Source organism: Mesorhizobium sp. USDA 4775 (assembly GCF_054062655.1).
Genome location: NZ_JBSSFM010000001.1, coordinates 4500252 through 4519829 on the forward strand (window position 1 = coordinate 4500252; position 19578 = coordinate 4519829).

Genomic DNA, 19578 nt, shown 5'->3' on the forward strand with positions numbered 1-19578 from the left:
TGTTCCTCACGCTGCCGTCGGGCTCGGAATACGCGGCAGGTTCTCGGCCAGGAACCGCCAATCGTCGCGCTCGCTTTCGCCTTCATGGCGCTTGCCGAAGAACTGGATGATCATCTCGCCTTCGGCGCCAAAGACCTCGAGCGATGTGACATGGCCATCCTTGGTCGGCTTGCGCACCGCCCAGACTTCATGGATGTGGTCGGTGCGCAAATGCAGGTGGAAGGTTTCATCCAGCACATTGATCCACGGCCCCATCGGCTTGATCGACTTGACCGGTCCGGAATGGATCTGGATGCAGCCGCGGTTGCCGACGAAGCACATGATCGGCAGCTCGCCTTCGGCGGCGTGATGAAACATGGCGCGGACCGCGTCATTGTCGAGCAGCCAGGCATAGTCCGTTCCGATCATGCGCACCGCCTGACGGCGGCTGAGCTTGAGCGTTTTCAGCATGCCGAAGAACTGGTGCACGTCGGTCAGCCGGCTCCAGCGGTCGCGCAGATCGTCAAGGTTGGCGGTCGTCGCCGTGGCCTCGCCCTCATTATCGGGGGCATGCCCGGAGATGGCGATCGTCGGTTCCTGGTTGGACGATTCCAGCGAAGCGACCAGCTTCTGGTAGGCATAGAGGCTGGAGGCCGGCCGCAGATGCACCTTGTGCACCGCCTCGCCCGTCCCGTCGAAGAACTGCAGGCTGCGGCGGATCTCGTCGCCGTCGCGCTTCTCCACGGCAAAGCCATGCGCCCAGACCTTCGGGAAGATGCGCAGGTCGATATTCTCGCCAAGCACCATGGCATTGTGGTTGCCGGCAACGACCTTGTCGTAGACGCCAATCTTTTCGTGAACGGCGCTTTCGTTGCGGGTCAGCGCCATCACCTCGCCGACCGCCTCGAGCCCGGTCAAGAGGTCGTTGACGCGCGGTTCGATGCGAACGACGCCGTCGCCGCAATGCGCGGCGACCAACTCGGCTTCCGAAATGCCGAGTTGGGCGGCCAGGTCACGCTCCCGCGATTTCGGATCTTCTGTCCGTGCCCGCCGGATTTCATGCGGGGCGGGTTTTACGCGCTGGTCCATGTCTTACCCCTACTGCCTTGCCTTACTTGTTGAGAATGAGCTTGCCCTGCCGGGTGATCTTCAGCCGGTAGAGTGCGCCATGATGCTCGATGCCGATCTCGTGCTCGCCCTGGAACAGCGTGTTGCTGGAGAGCGTTCGCACCGCCAGCGGGATCCGATCGAAGCGGCTGGAGGCATCATCGGAACGGCGGACGCGATAGCGAAAATCGTTGGGATTGTGCGTGTTCATCTGGGTCGATCCCTTTCCTGTGCCGGGCACCTGGCTAGGCGTTGCGAAATTGCCGATTCATTTCTTGACTTGAATAATCATGTTTACTAGTCAGTGCAATACCGGAGTAAACGAGTCAACATTTAAGACGCCGGACACGATGAAAAATGCCAGCGAGCCCCAGGCCAGCCAGCACGAAACCTGGAATCTGGAGTTGGGGCATGGGGTTTTTGAACTGGGAACTGCGCGGCCGGTCGGCGGCGAACGGTGTGGCGGCCTTGTTGGCGAGCGTGGCGGCGATCGCCCTATCGGCACCATCGGCGCATGCACAACAGGCAACGCAGCCGGCGGGCAAGCAGACGGATCAGTCGCAGCAGGCTGACCAGGAAAAAGCTGCCCCTGCGGGCGCAACGCTGCTCGACAAGATTTTGGTTATCAGCCGCACCGGCGAAACGGCGATCGAATCACTGGCCTCGGCCAGCCATGTCGACCAGGAGCAACTCGCCCGCCGCATGGCGACGACGCCGAACGAGATGCTGCTGGGTGTGCCCGGTGTCGCGACACAGGCCGACGCCAGACGCGTCAGCACCAGTATCAACATTCGCGGCCTCCAGGATTTCGGCCGCGTCGCGGTCATCGTCGATGGCGCACGCCAGGATTTCCAGCGTTCGGACCATGGCACCCAGTCGACCTTCTACATCGACCCCGAACTCGTCAAATCCGTCGATGTGATCCGTGGTCCGGTCGCCAACACCTATGGTTCGGGCGCCATCGGCGGCGTCATCTTCTTCGACACCAAGGACGCCGCGGACTTCCTCAAGCCGGAGGAAACATGGGGGGCTTCGGTAACCGGACGCTATGAGAGCAACGGCAAGGGCTGGACCACCAGCGCCACCGGCGCCTACCGTTTCAACGAGAACTGGGACACACTCGGCAACATCGTCTACCGCAACTACGACAACTACAAGGATGGCGGCGGCGACACCGTCAACGGCACCGGCTTCGACGTGCTGAGCGGCCTGCTCAAGACCAGCATCCGGCCGACCGAAAACAGCGAGTTGAAGCTGGGCTGGGTCGGCTCAAGCGACGGCTGGGACGAAACCAGCGGCGGCGTGCCGGTCAACGACGTCGACCTGAAGTCGAACACGTTCACCGCCCGTTACAACATCACGGACGAGGACAAGAGCTGGCTCGATCTCCACATCAACACCTCGTACAACAAGACCAATCTCGACCTGACCAGCCTTGTCCCGCAAAAACGGTTTGACCCCATAACGGGTCTTCCCACTGTCCTGCCGGCGGGGTCGCAATCGACTTTCGACGTCGGCACCACGGGTATCGACATCTGGAACACATCGCGCTTCGAAACAGGTGGCATCGCCCACGAATTGACCTATGGCGGCGACTGGGTCGGCGACGATGTGAAGACGGGCGGTACGGCCGGCGGCGACAGTTTCTACACGCCTTCGGGCAAGCGCAACGTGTCCGGCGCCTATGTCCAGGACAAGCTCACCTGGGACTGGCTCGAAGTCATCGCCGGACTGCGCTACGACAATTACAGCCTGAAGGACAGCACGCGTGAGACCTCGGGCGACCGGCTGTCGCCGCGCATCACCGTCGGCGTCTCGCCGTTCGAAAGCGCCGGCCTTGCCGGCCTGCAATTCTACGGCACCTACGCCGAAGGCTATCGGTCGCCGTCGCTGACGGAAACGCTGATCAGCGGCAACCACCCGGCGGGCGTCACCTTCCCGTTCCTGCCCAATCCCAATCTGCGGCCTGAGACCGGCAAGACGACGGAATTCGGCATCAACTACAGCCAGAACGACATCTTCGAACCCGGCGACGCGCTTCGCGTCAAGGCGGCCTACTTCCACAACAATGTCGATGACTATATCGATGGCGTGACCCTGTCGCCGTTCGCTCCAGGCAGCGGCTGCCCGTTCGGACCCGGCATTCCGATCTGCTTCCAGTATCAGAATTTCGCCCAGGCCAAGATCGACGGCTTTGAGCTGGAAGGCGTCTACGACGCCGGATGGGGCTATGCCGGGCTTTCGGCCTCGATCACCAATGGCCACACCATTTCCTACAAGGGTGTGGAAGCCGATCTCGCCACCATCCCTTCCTCCCAGGTCACCGCCCAGCTCGGGCTGCGCTTCCTCGAGGACAAGCTGACCGTTGGTGGTGAGGTGCAGTACAATGGCAAACCAAAGGGCAATGCGGTGGCCGAGGACTACACGCTGGTCAATGCCTTCGCCAGCTACCAGGCGACAGACAATCTGAAGGTCGATTTCCGCGCCGACAATCTGTTCGACGTCAAATACGCCAACCCGCTGAACGGCAGCACGACAGTCGCGGTCTATGAGCCGGGCATAACGCTGAAACTGGCGGCAACAATGCGATTTGGAGGCTGATGGCATGGCGAGCTTGACGACATCCCTTCGTCTGCTGCCCTCGACGTTGGCGATGTCGCTTGCGATGGTTCCGGCGTGGGCTGAAGGGGTCCGCGCCGGCCCCCGCGCTGACCCTGGAGCTCAATGCCGCGCAACCCTCCGACAAGGGCTGCCGGCTGACCTTCCTGGTCAACAACAATCTCGGTGCCGACCTCTCCAAGGCGGCTTTCGAGATCGCCCTGTTCAACCAGGCTGGCGTTGTCGACCGGCTGATCGTGCTCGATTTCAAGGACCTGACGGCAGGCAAGACCAAGGTGACCCGCTTTGATCTCGCCGGCACCGATTGCACCAAGGGTCAGCCGCGTGCTGATCAACAGCGCGACCGAATGCGCAGGCGCCGGCGTCGAACCGGCCGCCTGCATGCGCAGGCTGAAGACGGACACCAAGACCGGCATCGCCTTCGGCGTCTGAGAACGGCTTTGGGACTGCACCCCGCATTCTCAGCAAATACCGTTGCCTGGCCGCTGGCCGGCCACGGATCGCTGACGCCAGGGGCAAACGATCTTGATTTGACTTTTGCCCGCTGGCCGCTGCAATTTCCGGCCCGCGACATGCAGGAAATCAGTCCCCTCCCCGACGCTGGCAGCGAGCTGGCGATAGCGCCGGCCGAGCCGCTTGCAGCCGCGCGGCCGGCGGCCCGATGGCCGATTGCCTTCGTCGTCTCCGGCCTGCTTCACGCCGCCATGGCGGCATTCTTTCTGATCTCGCCCGCCGGCACATTCGATTCCAGGAATGCGGAGCAACCGGAAGGCAGCGATCGCGCAGGCGACAAGGTGGCCGGCACCGCTTTGGACAAGGATCCAGCAGCGATCAATGTCACGCTGGAGCCAAAACCGCAGCCGACCAAACCGGAGCCGGCGGCCAGACCGGTGCCGCCGACAAAACCCTCGCAGCCCGAGCGGGAAGCTGCAAAGCAAACTCCCCAACCCATCCCGGAAGCAGCCAAGCCGCCGCCCAAACCTTTGCCGGAAGCTGTCAAACAGCCTGCGGCAACACCGGACATACTGGTGGCGGCGACCCCGCACCCTGATGACCAGAGTGTGGCTGCCAGGGCCGAAACACCGGCACAGCCGAGCGTCCAGGCCGAGACCGCTGAGATGCCTGTCGCCGTTCCGGACCAACCGCCGATCCCCAACGCTAGGCCAACTCCGGCCGCCGCCCCTGCAAAAGCAGCGGACGAGAAGCGCGGCACGGCAGATGGGCAGGATCGGCTGGCGCAGGCAGCCAGCAAGGGCAGAAGGCAGAACGAGGCGGGGGCCGCGACTGAGTCCAGCTACCGAAGCGACGTCATCAGCAAACTTGGCCGCGTCTATCGAGCAGTGCCGCCTTCGTTGCAAGCGACGGCGCGCAGCAACACCGTTGTCACCTTCGTCATCGGCCGGCAGGGCAACATCGATGAGCTGCGTGTCGTCGAAAGCTCGGGCTCGGCAACTTTCGACCAGATCGTGCTTGGTTTCGTTCGCAAGGCGGCCCCTTTCCCTCCGATCCCGCCAAAGGTCGGCAACAGTCTGGAATTCACCGGTGCGATCGGTCCGTTCTGAGAGCGGCTAACCCGCATCCTTCAATCGCAGCAGTCCACCAATTCAGAAAGGAACCCCATGTACATCGCCATGAACCGCTTCAAGGTGCAGAACGGCTCGGAAGCCGATTTCGAGGCCGTGTGGAAGAACCGCGATTCCAGCCTTGCCGAGATGAAGGGTTTTCGGGAATTCCATCTGCTGCGCGGCCCGGTCAACGAGACCGAAGGCTACACACTGTTTGCCTCGCACACGGTGTGGGCGAGCCAGGACGATTTCGTCGCCTGGACCAAGTCGGAGAATTTCCGCGCCGCGCACAGGAATGTCGGCACGACGAAGGTGCACTATCTCGGCCACCCGCAATTCGAGGGCTTTTCGGTCGTCGAGGGCGCCTGAGAATAGGCTGAACTAGGCCGCGGCAAGCAGGCTGGCATTGCCGCCCGCGGCCGTGGTGTCGACGCAGACCGCGCGCTCATGCGCATAGGCGGCCGGGTTGAGCACCTCGCTGACCAGCGGCACGATCGGGCCAGTCCTGTCGGCGATGACCTTGCGCACGATGCGCGCGGCCTCCGGCGTGCCCGAAAAGGCGACGACATCGACGCGCAGCGAGCGCGCCTCGACCGGATCGGGACGCCCATCGATAGCGGCTAGCGGCAAGCCCTTGCCGGTCAGCGCCGACAATGCGGCCGGCGCCCCTGGGGCAACCGCCAGCACCGCATTGCCGGCGGCGAGCGCCTGGATCGTCTGGGCAAGCAGCGTCTCGGCATCCGGCCCCAGGCACAACACGCGGCCGCGCGGCGACAGCGAGAGCGTGTTGGCCTCGCCGGTTGGCCCGGGCAGGTCGACCTGACCGAAATCGATGCCAGCAGCGGCGCCAATGGCAGCCGCGCCCTTGCCGCGCAAATGCTTCCTCAGGATGGCGATCCGGTCCGGGCGCGTCGACCAGCCGCCGAGGGCCGGATCGGGCAGATTGTCGCCCAGTTCGGTCGCCGTCACCTTGTGGCCATCGCCAACTTCCGTACCGGCTTCCGGCCCCTTGCGGAAACGGCGCAGATAGTGCGGGCCGCCGGCCTTCGGCCCGGTGCCGGACAGCCCCTCGCCGCCAAAGGGCTGCGAGCCGACGACGGCGCCGATCTGGTTGCGGTTGACGTAGATGTTGCCGGCATGGATGCCGTCGACGAAATGCTGGACGCGGCCTTCGATGCGGGTATGCAGGCCGAACGTCAGGCCATAGCCCTTGCGGTTGATGGCGGCGATCACCGCGTCGATCTCATCGGCGTCGAAGCTGGCGACATGCAGTACCGGCCCGAAGACTTCGCGCTCCATCTCCTCTATGCCTTTGACTCGGAAGACATGCGGCGCGACGAAGCGCCCGTCCTTCGGCGCCTCGAGCTTGGCGATCAGCCGGCCCTCGAGACCCTTCTTGGTGCAATAGTCACGGATAGAGGACTGCGCGTCATCGTCGATGACCGGACCGACATCGGTCGAAATCCGCCAGGGATCACCGATGTTGAGCGCTTCCATGGCGCCTTTCAGCATCTCCAGCATCTTCTTCTCGACGTCCTTCTGCACGTAGAGCACACGCAGCGCCGAACAGCGCTGGCCGGCACTCTGGAAGGCAGAGGCGAGGATGTCGCGCACCGCCTGCTCGGGCAGCGCGGTGGAATCGACGATCATGGCGTTCAAACCGCCGGTCTCGGCGATCAGCATGGCGTCGGGTGCCGCGGTCTCGGCCAGCTGCTTCTCGATCAGCTTGGCGACCTCGGTCGAGCCGGTGAAGCAGACGCCGGCAATGCGTGGGTCGGCGGTCAGCGGAGCGCCCACCGACAGGCCATCGCCGGGCAGCAGCTGGATGATGTCTTCCGGCACGCCGGCCTCGCGCAGCAATTCGACGGCGCGGAAGGCGATCAGCGGTGTCTGTTCGGCCGGCTTGGCGATGACCGAATTGCCGGTAACGAGTGCTGCCGCGATCTGGCCGGTGAAGATGGCGAGCGGAAAATTCCACGGCGAAATGCAGACGATCGCGCCGCGCGCCTGCGTGCCGGTCTCGGCATTGGCCGCCTCGGCGGCGTAGTAGCGCAGGAAGTCGACCGCCTCGCGCACTTCCGCCACCCCGTCGGCCAGCGATTTGCCGGCCTCGCGGGTGGCGAGCGCGAAGAACTCGACCGCATTGGCTTCGTAGAGATCGGCTGCGCGGTTGAGGATGGCGGCGCGTTCGGCAACGGGACGCTTTGCCCAGGCCGGTTGCGCTTCCACAGCGATGCGCACGGCAATCGTAACCTGCTTGGCGGCGGCCTCGTGAACCGTTCCGACCACTTCATCGGGCTTGGCCGGATTGACGACCGGGCGTGGCTTGCCATAGCCGGCAGCCCGGGTGATCGGCTTGGCGTGCCAGCGGTCCGGCCCGGCGAACGCCGCCCTGGCCTTGTCGATGGCCGCCAGCGTCACCGTGTCGGTGATGTCAAAACCTTTCGAATTGCGGCGACCGACGCCAAAAATCTGAGAAGGCCGGGCAATCGCCGGATTGGCAGCAGGACCCTGGCTTTCCACCGTCTCGAGCGGATCGCGCGCGATGTCTTCCGGCTCGACATCCTCGTCAGTCAGCTGGTGCACGAAGGAGGAGTTGGCGCCATTTTCCAGCAGGCGGCGCACCAGATAGGCCAGAAGATCGGAATGCGCGCCGACCGGTGCATAGATGCGGCAGCGCGTGCCTTCGGCCTGGCGCACGGTCTCGTGCAGCGCCTCGCCCATGCCATGCAGGCGCTGGAATTCGAAGGAATCGCGGTTCGTGGCCATCGACAGGATGGCGGCGACGGTGTGGGCGTTGTGGGTGGCGAATTGCGGGTAGATGCGGTCGGTCATGCCAAGCAGTTTCTTCGCGCAAGCCATGTAGGAAACGTCGGTGTTGGCCTTGCGGGTGAAGACGGGATAGCCGGAAAGTCCGAGCGTCTGCGCTCGCTTGATCTCGGTGTCCCAGTAGGCGCCCTTAACCAGCCGCACCATGATTGTGCGGTCGTATTTCTTCGCCAGCGCGTAGAGCCAGTCGATGACGAAGGCCGCGCGTGGCCCGTACGCTTGCACCACCACACCAAAGCCGTTCCAGCCAGCGAGTTCCGGCTCGGCCAGCACGCGCTCGATGACATCCAGCGACAAATCGAGGCGGTCGGCCTCTTCTGCGTCGATGTTGAGACCCATGCGCGAATGCCTGGCTGCGAGTGCCAGCGACAACAGCCGCTCGGCCATGACCGGCAGCATCTCTTCCTTCTGCGCCACCTCGTAGCGCGGATGCAGCGCCGAGAGCTTCACCGAGATGCCGTGGTTCTGCCTGATGTCGGGACCGTTGGAGCCGGCATCGAGCGAGGAAATCGCGTCGGCATAGGCCTTGTGGTAGCGCAGCGCGTCGGCCTCGGTGCGGGCCGCCTCGCCCAGCATGTCGAAGGAATAGAGGTAGCCCTTCTGCGTCATCGGCCGGCCGCGCTTGACGGCTTCCGCGATGGTGCGGCCGAGCACGAACTGTTCGCCCATCTCGCGCATGGCGGCGGCCACCGCCTTGCGGATGACCGGCTCGCCCAGCCTGCGCACCATGGAGCGCAGCGTGCCTTCGATACCGCCCTCGCCCTCGTCAAGGACACGGCCGGTCAGCATCAGCGCCCAGGTCGAGGCGTTGACGAAGATCGAGCTCGATCCGCCGGAATGCGCCGACCAGTCATGCGGCGCGATCTTGTCGGCGATCAGATCGTCCATCGTCTCGGTGTCGGGCACGCGCAGCAACGCCTCGGCCAGGCACATCAGCGCCACGCCCTCCTTGGTGGAGAGGCCGTAGGCCGAGAGGAAAACCTCCATCAGCCGGGGATCGGACGAGCCGCGCACCGCCCGCACCAGATCGGCGGCTCGCGCTGAGATCGCATCGCGATCCCCAGCCGAAAGCCCTGTCGCCTCGGCCAGCCGCTTCACGGCCTCGTCTTCGTCGGGAAGATAGTTGGCGCGGATCTGCTGGCGGATGGTGTCGAGCGGCATGGCGGGTCCCGTGGAACGAGCATCAGGGAGCGGGCCGGCGGTCACCGGACCGAATGGCGCAAGCTAGCACAGGCGCGGATTTCAGTCGGTCCAAAGAAATCGACGAGATAGTCCGATCGATCTATCATTGTGCCAGTTCCTCAGAGATTGTACTGTGATTTTGATGACAGAAGACCAATTGGACCGCATCGACCGAAACATCCTGTCGGCGCTGGCGGGCAATGGCCGGCTTTCCATGTCGGAACTCGCCGCCAAGGTCGGTCTTTCGAAGACGCCGGTGCAGGCGCGGGTCAAGCGGCTGGAGAAGGACGGATACATCAGGGGCTATCAGGCGATCATCGACCGTGAGCGCATGGGCGAAGGCCATGTCGCCTTCGTCCAGGTGAAACTGTCCGACACCCGTTCCGCCGCGCTCGACGCTTTCAACCGATCGGTGCAGGCCGTGCCGGAGATCGAGCAATGTCACATGATGGCGTCGAGCTTCGACTACCTGCTCAAGGTCCGCACCCGCGACATCGCTGCCTACCGCCGCGTGCTCGGCGAGCGCATCTCGGCGCTCCCCCATGTCGCCCAGACCTCGACCTTTGTGGCGATGGAGACCGTGAAGGATCGCTGACCGTGATCCCGAAAAGTGGATGCCGGTTTTCGGACAAGATCATGGTCAAACAAGAGCCTACTCCGACAGCGTCTTCAAAAACGCCACCAGCGCTGCGCGTTCGCGGTCCGACAGCTGCAGCGGGTGGATCTCGGTTGTCCCCTCCACGCTCGGCGCCGCCTTGGCGTAGTGCGCCACCACCTCGTCGAGCGACGAAAACTGCCCTGCATGCATATAGGGCGGCCGCGTGGCCACGCCGCGCAGCGACGGTGTCTTGTAAGCCCGGATCAGCTGCGGCCCATCCTTGACCATGAAGCGCAGTTCCCCGCAGGCGCTGACGTCGCCGTCGCGATAGGCGCCAAAACAGTTGAACGGATCGGCTTCGACCTGAGCCACCGCATCGACGCGCCCCCGGTCCGGCGGCAGGTCCGTGACGGGTGGCACGCCAGTGTTGTGAAAACCGTTGTCGGTGAAGCGCGGGCCATTGTGGCAGGTCACGCAATTGGCTTTGCCGATGAACAGTTTCAGCCCGAGGATTTCTTCCCGCGTGAAGACGGCATCGCTCTTCGGCTCGGCGCCGGTGGCAAGGTCCAGGGCAAAGCGATCGAAGCGCGTCTGCGCCGGCTCGATCGAGCGTTCGAAGGCCGCGATCGCCTTGCCGATATTGGCGTAAACGCGGTTTATGGCGTCGCGCTGCGCATCGCTCATCGCGTTCCAGGCAGCCCTTTCGGCATCGTCGCCAAGCGGGCTGGCTTTCAGCGGAATGCCGGCAAAATCGGGCAGCGGCCCGAAAATGCGCTCATAGCGCTCGCCGAAGCGTGCCTTGATGTAGTGCGCGTAGGCAGTACGGTTTCCTGCCTGCTCCAGCGGGTTTTCCAGCGGCGTCAGCGCTTGTGCCCACAGGCTGTCGCGGCGGCCGTCCCAGAAGAACCACGGATCGCGCGCCACGCCGGCCAGTGGCATGGTGCGCCGGTTGGTATGGCCGACGCCGACCGCTTGCGGCAGGTCGTCCTGGAACTGGCGGTCTATCTTGTGGCAGGTCGAGCACGACACCGTGCCGTCGCGGCTCATCCCAAGATCGAAGAACAGCGTCGAGCCAAGGGCGGCGGCGGCCGGCACGTCGGCGAAGCGATTGGTGGTGTCGGGCTTCAGCGACGGCAGCGTGTTCAACGCCAGCGAGGCTATGGTCTTCTTCTCCGAGTCGGAAAAATCCGGCTTGCCGCAGCCGACGAGGATGACGGCGACCATCAGCGCCAGAAAGCTGAAAAGGCGCTTCATCGATCGCTCACAGCACCACGTTGAACAGCACCGTATCGGAGCCGGCGCCCGACGAGATGGCGAACCGAAGTTGCCACCAGCCGCTCATCGTGAATTTCAGCCCCTCGATGCGGTAGCGGCCATCGCCGAGATAGTCGGTCACCTGCGGGCTGGTCGGCAGGCCGTGATTGTGTTGCGGCATGCCGCCGGAGATGGCGATCGCGGCGCGCTCCACCGAAGCCCCCGTCTTTGTTTTCAGCGTCAGCAGCCAGGATTCCAGTTCGCCCTGCCGCACCACGCCCCGTTCCGGTACGAAGCTCGCCATGTACAGCCCGTTGTCGGTTTTCTTCGTCCGCGAGACATCCGGGCCGACCATCTGCGCCGATTGCGGCGCGGTCAGATAGACGACCGCAAGAACGCCGACCAGCAGAGCAGCCAGACCAAGACCCGCCAAGAGATAACGCCATATCGATGCCAAACCGGTTCCTCTTCTGCGGATAACGCTCGGCCGGGTGGATCGCGTCCCGCCAGCCTGTGGGAAAACGCTGTGGCGCAAAAAAGCCTGCTTGCCAAGCATGGCGCTGCCGCCGGCAAAAAGCTACAGCACCGAAATCACTGGAGGATTGCAGATGGCGGGAAACGGCGTCGCCTCGATCGGCGAATGCATGCTCGAACTGTCGGGCCAGACCGGCCCGAACTGGCGCATGGGTTTTGCCGGCGACACGTTCAACACGCTGTGGGCGCTGCATGCGCTGAGCGCAGACCGGCCGGCGACCTATGTCTCGGCCTTCGGCGACGACCCCTTTTCGCAAGGCCAGATCGGCTTCTTCGCCGAAAACGGCATCGGCATCGGCTCCAGCCCGGTGATACTGGGTGCGCGGCCCGGCCTCTATGCGATCACCTTGACCGGTGCCGAGCGCTCCTTCACCTACTGGCGCGGCGACGCCGCCGCCCGGCAGCTTGCCTCGGATCCCGCAGCACTGTCGAAAAACCTTGAAAATCAGGCGCTTGTGTATTTTTCCGGAATCACTTTGGCAATTCTGGACGATGCCGCGCGCAAAACACTGCTGGCCGCCGTGGCCAAGGCGCGTGCCGCTGGCTCGCTGATCGCCTTCGACCCCAATTACCGGCCACGGCTCTGGCGAACTCGCGAGGACGCGCAGGCGGCTATCGTCGAAGCGCTCGGCGTCACCGACATCGCGCTGCCAACCTTCCCCGACGAGCAGATGTTGTTTGAGGATGCGACGCCGCAAGCGACCGCCGAGCGGCTCCGGCAACGGGTCGGTGAAGTCGTCATCAAGAATGGCGAACAGCCGGCGCTCATTACTGAAAACGGTACTCTTCACGACGTGCCGGCGATCCATGTCGCGGCCGCCGTCGACACCACCGGCGCCGGCGATTCCTTCAATGGCGGCTATCTCGCGGCGCGACTTGCCGGCCATGGCCCGCGCGAAGCGGCAAGTCGGGCACATCGCGTTGCCGCTGCCGTGGTGCAGGTCCGCGGCGCCCTGGCGCCATTCGAGACGCTGCGGGCGGCGTTCGAAAACTAGCCGCCTGGAGACCTATGGAAGGCGGAAACGATATTCCGTCACATGGTGATAGATCGCGCCCGGCCATAGCGTCGCCTGCGGGAAATACGGCCGGTTCGGCGCATCCGGCCATATTTGCGGTTCCAGGCAGAAGGCGGAAAAAGCCTTGTAGTCGCGGCCTTCGAGCCCCTTGCGCGGCGTCACATACTGGCCGGTATAGAGCTGAACGCCAGGCTCCGTGGTCCAGACCTCCATCTCGACGCCGGAACTCGCCCCTTGCGTCCATGCCGCTTGCCGCAGCGGCCCGCGCGCCGCGGCGAGGCAGAAGTTCTGGTCGTAAGGCAGTTGCTCGCCCTCGGTTTCCATGCGCAGCGGCCGCGCCTGGCGGAAATCGAAGGGCGTACCGTCAACCGGCTTGACCACGCCGGTCGGGATCATGTCGCTGTCGACCGGCAGATAGGCGCCGGCGTTCAGCATCATCCTGTGGTCGAGAATGTCGCCGGCGCCGCCATCATCCAGGTTGAAATAGGAATGTTGGGTGAGATTGCACGGCGTCGGCTCCTCGCAGGTCGCCGTCAACTCGACGCTCAGCGTGCCGGGGATTTTCAGCCGGTAGGTGCAGGTGACGTCGAGGGCGCCGGGAAAGCCCATCGCGCCGTCGGGATCGTGTAGCGTCAGCGTAACGAAGTCCCGGCCATGCAGCGAAACCGCCCACGGCCGGTGCGAATAGCCCTGCGAGCCGCCATGGAGCGTATGCTTGCCGAGGAAATTTTGCTCGGTCTGGTAGCGGGTGCCGTTAATGGTGAAGCGGCCGTCGCGGATGCGGTTGGCATAGCGGCCGACCACCGCGCCGAAGAAGGCGTTGTCGGCCTCGTAGGCTTCCAGCGTGTCGTAGCCGAGCACTAGCGGCGCATCATGGCCGGTCAGGCGCAAATCCTGGATGATGGCGCCGAGCCCGATGATGTTGGCGGTGAGGCCACCGCCCCTGATGGTGAAGCGGCGCACCGGCTCGCCTGCCTGCGTCGTGCCGAAAACCTCGCCGTCCTTCATTGCCATGCCCGCAAACGTCAGTTGATCCAAAGGATTTCGGCAGGTTTCTCAACCCAAGGTCGGCGGGCTAGGCCCGTCGACCTCGGGGATAAGGTATCAGAGGCCGAGGCCGCCGATACAGACATATTTGGTATCGAGGTAATCCTCGATGCCCTGATGTCCGCCTTCTTTGCCGAGGCCCGATTCCTTGACGCCGCCGAACGGCGCCTCCGGCGTGGTGATCAGGCCTTCATTGACACCGACCATGCCGTATTTCAGCCCCTCCATGACGCGGAAGGCGCGGCCGAGATCGCCGGTGTAGAAATAGCAGGCAAGGCCGAATTCGGTGTCGTTGGCGAGCGCGATGGCTTCCGCTTCGGTCTCGAACTTGAACACCGGGGCGACCGGGCCAAAGATCTCTTCCTTCATGAAGCGCATCTTGGGCGTCGCATTGGCGATCACCGTCGGCTGGAAGAACGAACCGCCGAGCGCATGACGCTTGCCGCCGGCGACGATCTTGCCGCCCTTGGCAGTGGCGTCGGCGATCAGCTCTTCCACCTTCTCGACCGCCTTCTCGTCGATCAGCGGTCCCTGCTGCACGCCTTCCTCGAGGCCGGAACCGACCTTCAGCCCGTTGCTGGCCGCAGCCAGCTTCTCGACGAACCTGTCATAGACGCCGGCCTGGACGAGGAAGCGGTTGGTGCAGACGCAGGTCTGGCCCGAATTGCGGTACTTGGCGGTGATGGCGCCGGCGACGGCACGGTCGATATCGGCGTCGTCGAAGACGATGAACGGCGCGTTGCCGCCAAGCTCCATCGACACCTTCTTCACGGTGACCGACGACTTCTGGATGAGAAGCTTGCCGACTTCGGTCGACCCGGTGAAAGTGATCTTCGACACCAGCGGATTGGCGCAGATCTCGTCGCCGATCTCGCTGGCCGAACCGGTCAGGATGTTGACGACGCCCTTGGGGAAGCCGACTTCCTCGGCAAGCGCGCCCCAGGCGAGGCCCGAGTAAGGTGTCTGCGAGGCGGGCTTCACCACGGCGGTGCAGCCGGCGGCGAGCGCGGGACCGAGCTTGCGGGCCAGCATCGAGGACGGGAAATTCCACGGCGTGATGGCGGCGATGACGCCGACCGGTTCCTTGGTCACCAGGATGCGGCGGTCCGCCCATGGCGAGGGCACGACGTCGCCATAGGTGCGGCGGCCTTCCTCGGCGAACCACAGAATGTAGGCCGCGGCCGAACCGATCTCGCCCTTCGATTCGAACAGTGACTTGCCCTGCTCGATGGTCAAGAGCTCGGCGAGCACGTCCTGATTGTCCATCATCGCGTCGTGCAGCTTGCGCAAGAGCTTCGAACGCTCGAGCGCGGTCGTCTTGCGCCAGGTCTTGAAGGCGGCGTCCGCGGCCTCGATGGCGCGGCGGGTCTCGGCCTTGCCCGACTTCGGCACGGTGCCGATCTTGAGGCCGGTGGCGGGGTTGTTGACGTCGACCGTCTGGCCGCTGTCGGCCTGCACCCATTCGCCGTTGATGAGATTGGCCTGCCGCATGAAATGGCTGGTTTTCTGAAGCATGGTCTATCCTCCGTTCGGCGCACTGACGGGCCGGTCTGTGAAATCTTCGGTGAGCGTGCGCCATGAATTGAAGCCGGCACGCCGGAGCCACTGCTCTTTACCTAGGGCAAGGCCCGCAAGCAATCGCAAGATGGCATATAGGGGTTGGGCCAGCCCGGGACGAGAGCAAGCTTTGCCGCCTCGCCTCGATTTGCGCATGGTCTAGCCGAAGACATGCAGGACAATCGTCAGCCAGAAAGCCGTGGTGACGGCAGCAGAGGCGGTGGCGATGGTCATCTGGTTCGATGCCAGCGCCTGGCCCGTGTTGAACTGTACCGCGATGAGATAGGAGTTGATGCCCGACGGCAGCGCCGCCACCACGACCGCCACCTTGGCGGTCAGGGGCGGCAGGCCGAGCAGCCAGACGAAGGCGAGAACCAGCGCCGGCATCAGGAACAATTTCAGCGCCGAAAGCGCCAGCGCCGGCCGGACATTACCGGAGATGCCGAAGCGGCGCAGGCTGAGCCCCATGGCAAACAGCGCCACCGGCCCTGCCGTGTTGGCCAGCGCATCGACCAGCCGCATGACGAGGCTAGGCATCGGCACGCCGCTCAGCCGCCATGCCAGGCCGAGCAGGATACCGATGATCAGCGGATTGATGAACATCCGCCGCAAGAAGCTGCGCAGCACCCGCTGCGGATGCACATGTTCGCCACCGCCCCGGCCGAAGATCTCGAACAGCACGATCGAGGCCATCATCATGACCGGCAGGTGCACCGAGACCAGCAGCGACAGCACTTCGAAGCCGCTCGGGCCGAATATGCCAAGGATGAACGGAGCGCCCAGCAGCACGACATTGGAATAGGCCGACGACACGCCGCCGACGACACCGGCGCGCGCGTCGCGCCCGAATATCCGCGTGGTGACGAGATGGCCGGCGGCCCAGGTGATGGCCGCCGCCGTGAAATAAGCGCCCCACAACGGCCACGGCGCGACGCCGTGGAAATCGGCCTTCACCATGGTCTGGAACAGAAGCAGCGGCATCGCCACCGAGACCGCGAAATCCGATATCCCCTCGCCGCTCGCCGGTCTGAGATAGCCGGTCAACCCGGCGAGATAGCCGAGCGCGACCAGGCTGAAGACGAAAAGCACGGTTTCTGTAAGCGGAGACATTTTGCAGGGATAGGCGAGCCACGCGCGCGGCGCAATCGCGCCCGAATTTGATCATGGTAGGCTGGCAGCGTTATAGAGGGTTTGGAGTATCAGGGCGGGCACGAACGACAAATGACCTTTGTCGAAACCTCAGGACGCAACCTTCTTGCGCGTGTGTGGCTGACGGCTTTCGTCGCCGCGCTATTTTGTGTTGCCGCGACGGCGTTTGCATTGGCCGAGACGAAAAGCCTCAAGGGCGTGGCGCTGATCGTCGGCCAGTCGAATTACCTGCACATCGCCGCCCTGCCCAACCCGGCCAATGACGCCCGCGACATGGCCAAGATGCTGACCGACCTCGGCTTCGACGCCCGCAACGTCACCGATCGCGATGCCGCCAAGCTGAAGCGCGACCTCGAACGTTTCGTCGAGGATGCCGAGGGAGCCGACGTCGCCTTCATCTATTACTCCGGCCACGGCATCGAGGCCGGCGGCGAGAATTATCTGGTTCCGGTCGATGCCGACATCTCGTCGCTGAAGGATGCCGATAACGCGCTGGTGCCGATTTCCGCCGTCATGGACGAGTTGAAAAAGACCGTGCCGGTGACGATCATGCTGCTCGATGCCTGCCGCACCAATCCGTTTCCGGCGGACGCTTTGGTGCGCCGGGCGCCGACCGCTTCCGCCGAGCCGATCGGCGCTGGCGGGCTGGAACCGGTGCGCGGCGCCAAGGCGCTTGCCAATGCGTCGGCGCAGGATGCGAGCCTGGGCACGGTGGTCGGCTTTGCCGCCGAACCGGGTCGCCCGGCGCTGGACGGAGCGGCCGGCGAAACCAGCCCCTATGCCGCCGCCCTGCTGCGCCACCTCGCGGCGATGAAAGGCACGGAGTTCGGCTCCGTCATGCGCATGGTGACCGAGGAAGTCTATCTCGACACCAAGGCCAAGCAGCGCCCCTGGGTCAACGAAAGCCTGCGCCGGCTGCTTTATTTCGGCATCGCGCCGCCGGAGCCGACCGGTGACGACGGGCTGATCACCGGCGAAAGGCGGCAGCTACTCTTGACCATCTCCGACCTGCCCGACCCGAAGCGGGCGCAGGTGGAACTGGCCTCGCTGCAGGACGGCGTGCCGCTCGACGCGCTCTATGGCGTACTGAGGGCGCTGGGTACGGACAAGATCCCCGAGGATCCGACCGACCTGCAGAAGGTGCTCGACGCCCAGGCCGAGCGCCTGAAGAAGATGATGTCCGAGCGCGCGGCACTGCGCACCGACGATCCCGAGATCAAGCGGCTGGTTGCCTCGGCCGATAAGGCCATCGGCCAGGGAGCGATGGTGACGGCGCGCAAATTCCTCGACGATGCGGTCGGCAGGGTCGAGCAGAACAGCGGTGCGGTCGACGAGGCCGAGGAACTGGTCAGGCAGAAGCGCATCGCCGACGCCGCCATCTATGCCAAGCGCGCCGACGCCGCAGCGCTGGTCTTCGACTACAAATCCGCCGCCAACGACTATGCCAAGGCCTTCTCGCTGGTCGAGAAATGGGACGACAAGCTGCGCTGGAACTACAAGAATCAGGAAGCCGAGGCACTCAACGCCCACGGTTCCGCCACCGGCGATCTCGATGCACTGCAGCACGCGATCGAAGCCTATCACGTTATCCTGAACTTCATTCCCAATGGCGAGCAGAACAAGGATTGGGCCATCACCCGCAACAACATGGCGGTGGTGCTGCAGACCATCGGCGAGCGCGAGACCGAGACCGAGCATTTGGAAGAAGCCGCGCAGATCTTCCGCGATTCGCTCGTCGTCTTCGAGCACGAGAAGGACGACCCCAACTGGGCGGCGGCGCAAAACAACCTCGCCAATGTCCTCTTGAAGATCGGCGAACGCGAGAGCGACCCGAAGCGGCTCAATGAGGCAGTGGCGGCGATGCGCGCCACGTTGGAAAAGCGCCCGCGCGACAAGCTGCCGCTCGACTGGGCCGCTTCGCAGAACAATCTCGGCCTCGCGCTCTATGCGCTCTCCCAGCGCGAACCCGCCGGCGAGCATCTGAAGGACGCCGAAGCCGCCTACCGGCTGGCGCTTGAAGAGTACACGCGCGAGAAAGCCCCCGTGGAATGGGCGATGGTCGAGAACAATCTCGGCAACACGCTGGTGACGCTTGGCATCCAGCTCAACGACAAGGCCAAGATCAACGAGGCGGCCGATGCCTTCCGCGCCGCGCTGAAGGTGCGAACCCGTGAGACCTTCCCGGTCTCCTGGGCGACCAGCCGGCTCAACCTCGGCAACGCGCTGAGCGGCGTCGCCCGCTTCGACATGGGCGCCGACACGCTCGAAGATGCCGCCGCGGCCTATGACGATGCGTTGACGGTGTTTACCCGGCAGCGCTTCCCGATGGACTGGGCGTCGGCGCAGAACAATCTCGGCTCGATCTACCAGACGCTTGGCCAGCGGACCCGCGACGCGGCCAGGCTCGAACAGTCGGTGGCAGCATTCCAGGCGGCGCGGCAGGTCTATGTCAGGCGGAAATTCCCGCAGGATTGGGCCATGAGCTACTACAATCTCGGCAACACGCTGCAATTGCTTGGCGGCGTGACGGACAAGCCCGAGCACTACAGGGAGGCAGTCGACGCCTACAGCAATGCGTTGCGCGAGTACAAGCGCGAGACAAACCCGCGGCAATGGGCGCTGGCCCAGGCCGGCCTCGGCTCGACGCTGCACTGGCTCAGCATGAGCAATGCCGATCCCAAAATCCTGCGGGATTCGATCGCCGCGCGGCGGGCAGCACTCGAAGTGCTGACCATCGAGACCGCACCCGTCGACTGGGCCAACGCCCAGAACGGCATCGGCATGAGCCTGCTCAATCTCGGCAATATCGAACGGACCGGAAAATATCTCGACGAGGCCGAGGCGGCTTTCACGGCAACGCTGAAGGTCTTCACCAGGGAAAGCCAGCCCCTGCAGTGGGCCTTCGAGCAGAACAATCTCGGCGACATCCACTGGAACCGCGCCAGCTATGGCGGCGGCAAGGCCGAGTATCTCAGGGCTATCGCGTTCTTCGAGAATGCCAAGCAGGGCTTTACCGAAGCCGGCTACACCGTCCCCATCCCGCTTACCGACCAGAAGATCGATCTGGTGAAAAAGCAGATCGCCAAAAAGTGAGGCTGGGACGTCTGCAACGCCCGCTTGTCTTTGTGCCGGGGTTCCGATC

At 64.3% G+C, this 19578-nt stretch carries 14 protein-coding genes and 1 pseudogene; 7 read left to right on the forward strand and 8 right to left on the reverse strand.

Features of this window, described 5'->3' with window-relative positions:
- Positions 1-6: 6 nt before the first annotated feature.
- Together ACVILI_RS22040 and hemP are read right to left on the reverse strand one after the other, a co-directional pair.
- Positions 7-1068, reverse strand: coding sequence for a hemin-degrading factor (locus ACVILI_RS22040; RefSeq protein ID WP_038647319.1), 1062 nt, complete (start codon positions 1066-1068; stop codon positions 7-9).
- A 22-nt stretch (positions 1069-1090) separates the two neighbouring features.
- Positions 1091-1297: a hemin uptake protein HemP gene (gene hemP, locus ACVILI_RS22045; RefSeq protein ID WP_038647321.1), complete on the reverse strand. Its 207-nt coding sequence runs from the start codon at positions 1295-1297 to the stop codon at positions 1091-1093.
- A 200-nt stretch (positions 1298-1497) separates the two neighbouring features.
- Here hemP and ACVILI_RS22050 point away from each other — a divergent pair, with 200 nt between their 5' ends.
- From ACVILI_RS22050 to ACVILI_RS22065, 4 genes and pseudogenes are all read left to right on the forward strand, one after another.
- Entirely contained in the window at positions 1498-3687 is a 2190-nt protein-coding gene (locus ACVILI_RS22050) for a TonB-dependent hemoglobin/transferrin/lactoferrin family receptor (RefSeq protein WP_084791564.1), read from the forward strand.
- A gap of 4 nt (positions 3688-3691) precedes the next feature.
- Positions 3692-4137 (forward strand): annotated as a pseudogene (locus ACVILI_RS22055) (hypothetical protein).
- Between the two features lie 686 nt (positions 4138-4823).
- A complete protein-coding gene (locus ACVILI_RS22060) occupies positions 4824-5267 on the forward strand; it encodes an energy transducer TonB family protein (RefSeq protein ID WP_457102743.1) in 444 nt (147 codons plus the stop codon).
- A gap of 57 nt (positions 5268-5324) precedes the next feature.
- Positions 5325-5639 carry an antibiotic biosynthesis monooxygenase family protein gene (locus ACVILI_RS22065; RefSeq protein ID WP_019858631.1) on the forward strand — a complete coding sequence of 105 codons (315 nt, stop codon included), beginning with the start codon at positions 5325-5327 and terminating at the stop codon, positions 5637-5639.
- A 12-nt stretch (positions 5640-5651) separates the two neighbouring features.
- Here the strand turns inward: ACVILI_RS22065 and putA are convergent, their stop codons facing one another.
- Positions 5652-9260, reverse strand: coding sequence for a bifunctional proline dehydrogenase/L-glutamate gamma-semialdehyde dehydrogenase PutA (putA, locus tag ACVILI_RS22070; protein WP_240564651.1), 3609 nt, complete (start codon positions 9258-9260; stop codon positions 5652-5654).
- Between the two features lie 163 nt (positions 9261-9423).
- On the opposite strand from putA, the gene ACVILI_RS22075 reads away from it, so the two are divergent.
- A complete protein-coding gene (locus ACVILI_RS22075) occupies positions 9424-9876 on the forward strand; it encodes an Lrp/AsnC family transcriptional regulator (RefSeq protein ID WP_027046935.1) in 453 nt (150 codons plus the stop codon).
- Between the two features lie 57 nt (positions 9877-9933).
- Here ACVILI_RS22075 and ACVILI_RS22080 read toward each other — a convergent pair whose 3' ends face one another.
- Together ACVILI_RS22080 and ACVILI_RS22085 are read right to left on the reverse strand one after the other, a co-directional pair.
- Positions 9934-11133: a cytochrome-c peroxidase gene (locus ACVILI_RS22080; protein ID WP_038647328.1), complete on the reverse strand. Its 1200-nt coding sequence runs from the start codon at positions 11131-11133 to the stop codon at positions 9934-9936.
- Between the two features lie 7 nt (positions 11134-11140).
- Complete coding sequence (locus ACVILI_RS22085; RefSeq protein ID WP_027046936.1) at positions 11141-11590, reverse strand: FixH family protein; 450 nt, start codon at positions 11588-11590, stop codon at positions 11141-11143.
- Between the two features lie 151 nt (positions 11591-11741).
- Here ACVILI_RS22085 and ACVILI_RS22090 point away from each other — a divergent pair, with 151 nt between their 5' ends.
- Positions 11742-12662 carry a sugar kinase gene (locus ACVILI_RS22090; RefSeq protein WP_038647330.1) on the forward strand — a complete coding sequence of 307 codons (921 nt, stop codon included), beginning with the start codon at positions 11742-11744 and terminating at the stop codon, positions 12660-12662.
- Between the two features lie 12 nt (positions 12663-12674).
- Here ACVILI_RS22090 and ACVILI_RS22095 read toward each other — a convergent pair whose 3' ends face one another.
- The 3 genes from ACVILI_RS22095 to ACVILI_RS22105 all read right to left on the reverse strand — a co-directional run bounded on the left by ACVILI_RS22095 (position 12675) and on the right by ACVILI_RS22105 (position 16397).
- The gene (locus ACVILI_RS22095) at positions 12675-13697 is read right to left on the reverse strand and encodes an aldose epimerase family protein (protein ID WP_019858637.1); all 1023 of its coding nucleotides are present in this window, start codon (positions 13695-13697) and stop codon (positions 12675-12677) included.
- Positions 13698-13787: 90 nt separating this feature from the next.
- Positions 13788-15245, reverse strand: a complete 1458-nt coding sequence (locus ACVILI_RS22100) for an NAD-dependent succinate-semialdehyde dehydrogenase (protein ID WP_038647332.1) — start codon at positions 15243-15245, stop codon at positions 13788-13790.
- A gap of 201 nt (positions 15246-15446) precedes the next feature.
- Complete coding sequence (locus ACVILI_RS22105) at positions 15447-16397, reverse strand: AEC family transporter (protein ID WP_240564650.1); 951 nt, start codon at positions 16395-16397, stop codon at positions 15447-15449.
- 111 nt (positions 16398-16508) lie between these two features.
- Between ACVILI_RS22105 and ACVILI_RS22110 the strand changes: the two genes are divergently transcribed.
- Entirely contained in the window at positions 16509-19529 is a 3021-nt protein-coding gene (locus tag ACVILI_RS22110) for a caspase family protein (RefSeq protein ID WP_038647336.1), read from the forward strand.
- Positions 19530-19578: the final 49 nt, after the last annotated feature.

Bases quoted from the DNA above. Each gene is read 5' to 3' on its own strand.
- ACVILI_RS22095 (WP_019858637.1), bottom strand. From the start codon at position 13,697: ATGGCAATGAAGGACGGCGAGGTTTTCGGCACGACGCAGGCAGGCGAG.
- hemP (WP_038647321.1), bottom strand. From the start codon at position 1,297: ATGAACACGCACAATCCCAACGATTTTCGCTATCGCGTCCGCCGTTCC.
- ACVILI_RS22050 (WP_084791564.1), top strand. From the start codon at position 1,498: ATGGGGTTTTTGAACTGGGAACTGCGCGGCCGGTCGGCGGCGAACGGT.
- ACVILI_RS22065 (WP_019858631.1), top strand. From the start codon at position 5,325: ATGTACATCGCCATGAACCGCTTCAAGGTGCAGAACGGCTCGGAAGCC.
- ACVILI_RS22080 (WP_038647328.1), bottom strand. From the start codon at position 11,133: ATGAAGCGCCTTTTCAGCTTTCTGGCGCTGATGGTCGCCGTCATCCTC.
- ACVILI_RS22040 (WP_038647319.1), bottom strand. From the start codon at position 1,068: ATGGACCAGCGCGTAAAACCCGCCCCGCATGAAATCCGGCGGGCACGG.
- ACVILI_RS22060 (WP_457102743.1), top strand. From the start codon at position 4,824: ATGCCTGTCGCCGTTCCGGACCAACCGCCGATCCCCAACGCTAGGCCA.
- ACVILI_RS22110 (WP_038647336.1), top strand. From the start codon at position 16,509: ATGACCTTTGTCGAAACCTCAGGACGCAACCTTCTTGCGCGTGTGTGG.
- ACVILI_RS22100 (WP_038647332.1), bottom strand. From the start codon at position 15,245: ATGCTTCAGAAAACCAGCCATTTCATGCGGCAGGCCAATCTCATCAAC.
- ACVILI_RS22090 (WP_038647330.1), top strand. From the start codon at position 11,742: ATGGCGGGAAACGGCGTCGCCTCGATCGGCGAATGCATGCTCGAACTG.
- ACVILI_RS22075 (WP_027046935.1), top strand. From the start codon at position 9,424: ATGACAGAAGACCAATTGGACCGCATCGACCGAAACATCCTGTCGGCG.
- putA (WP_240564651.1), bottom strand. From the start codon at position 9,260: ATGCCGCTCGACACCATCCGCCAGCAGATCCGCGCCAACTATCTTCCC.
- ACVILI_RS22105 (WP_240564650.1), bottom strand. From the start codon at position 16,397: ATGTCTCCGCTTACAGAAACCGTGCTTTTCGTCTTCAGCCTGGTCGCG.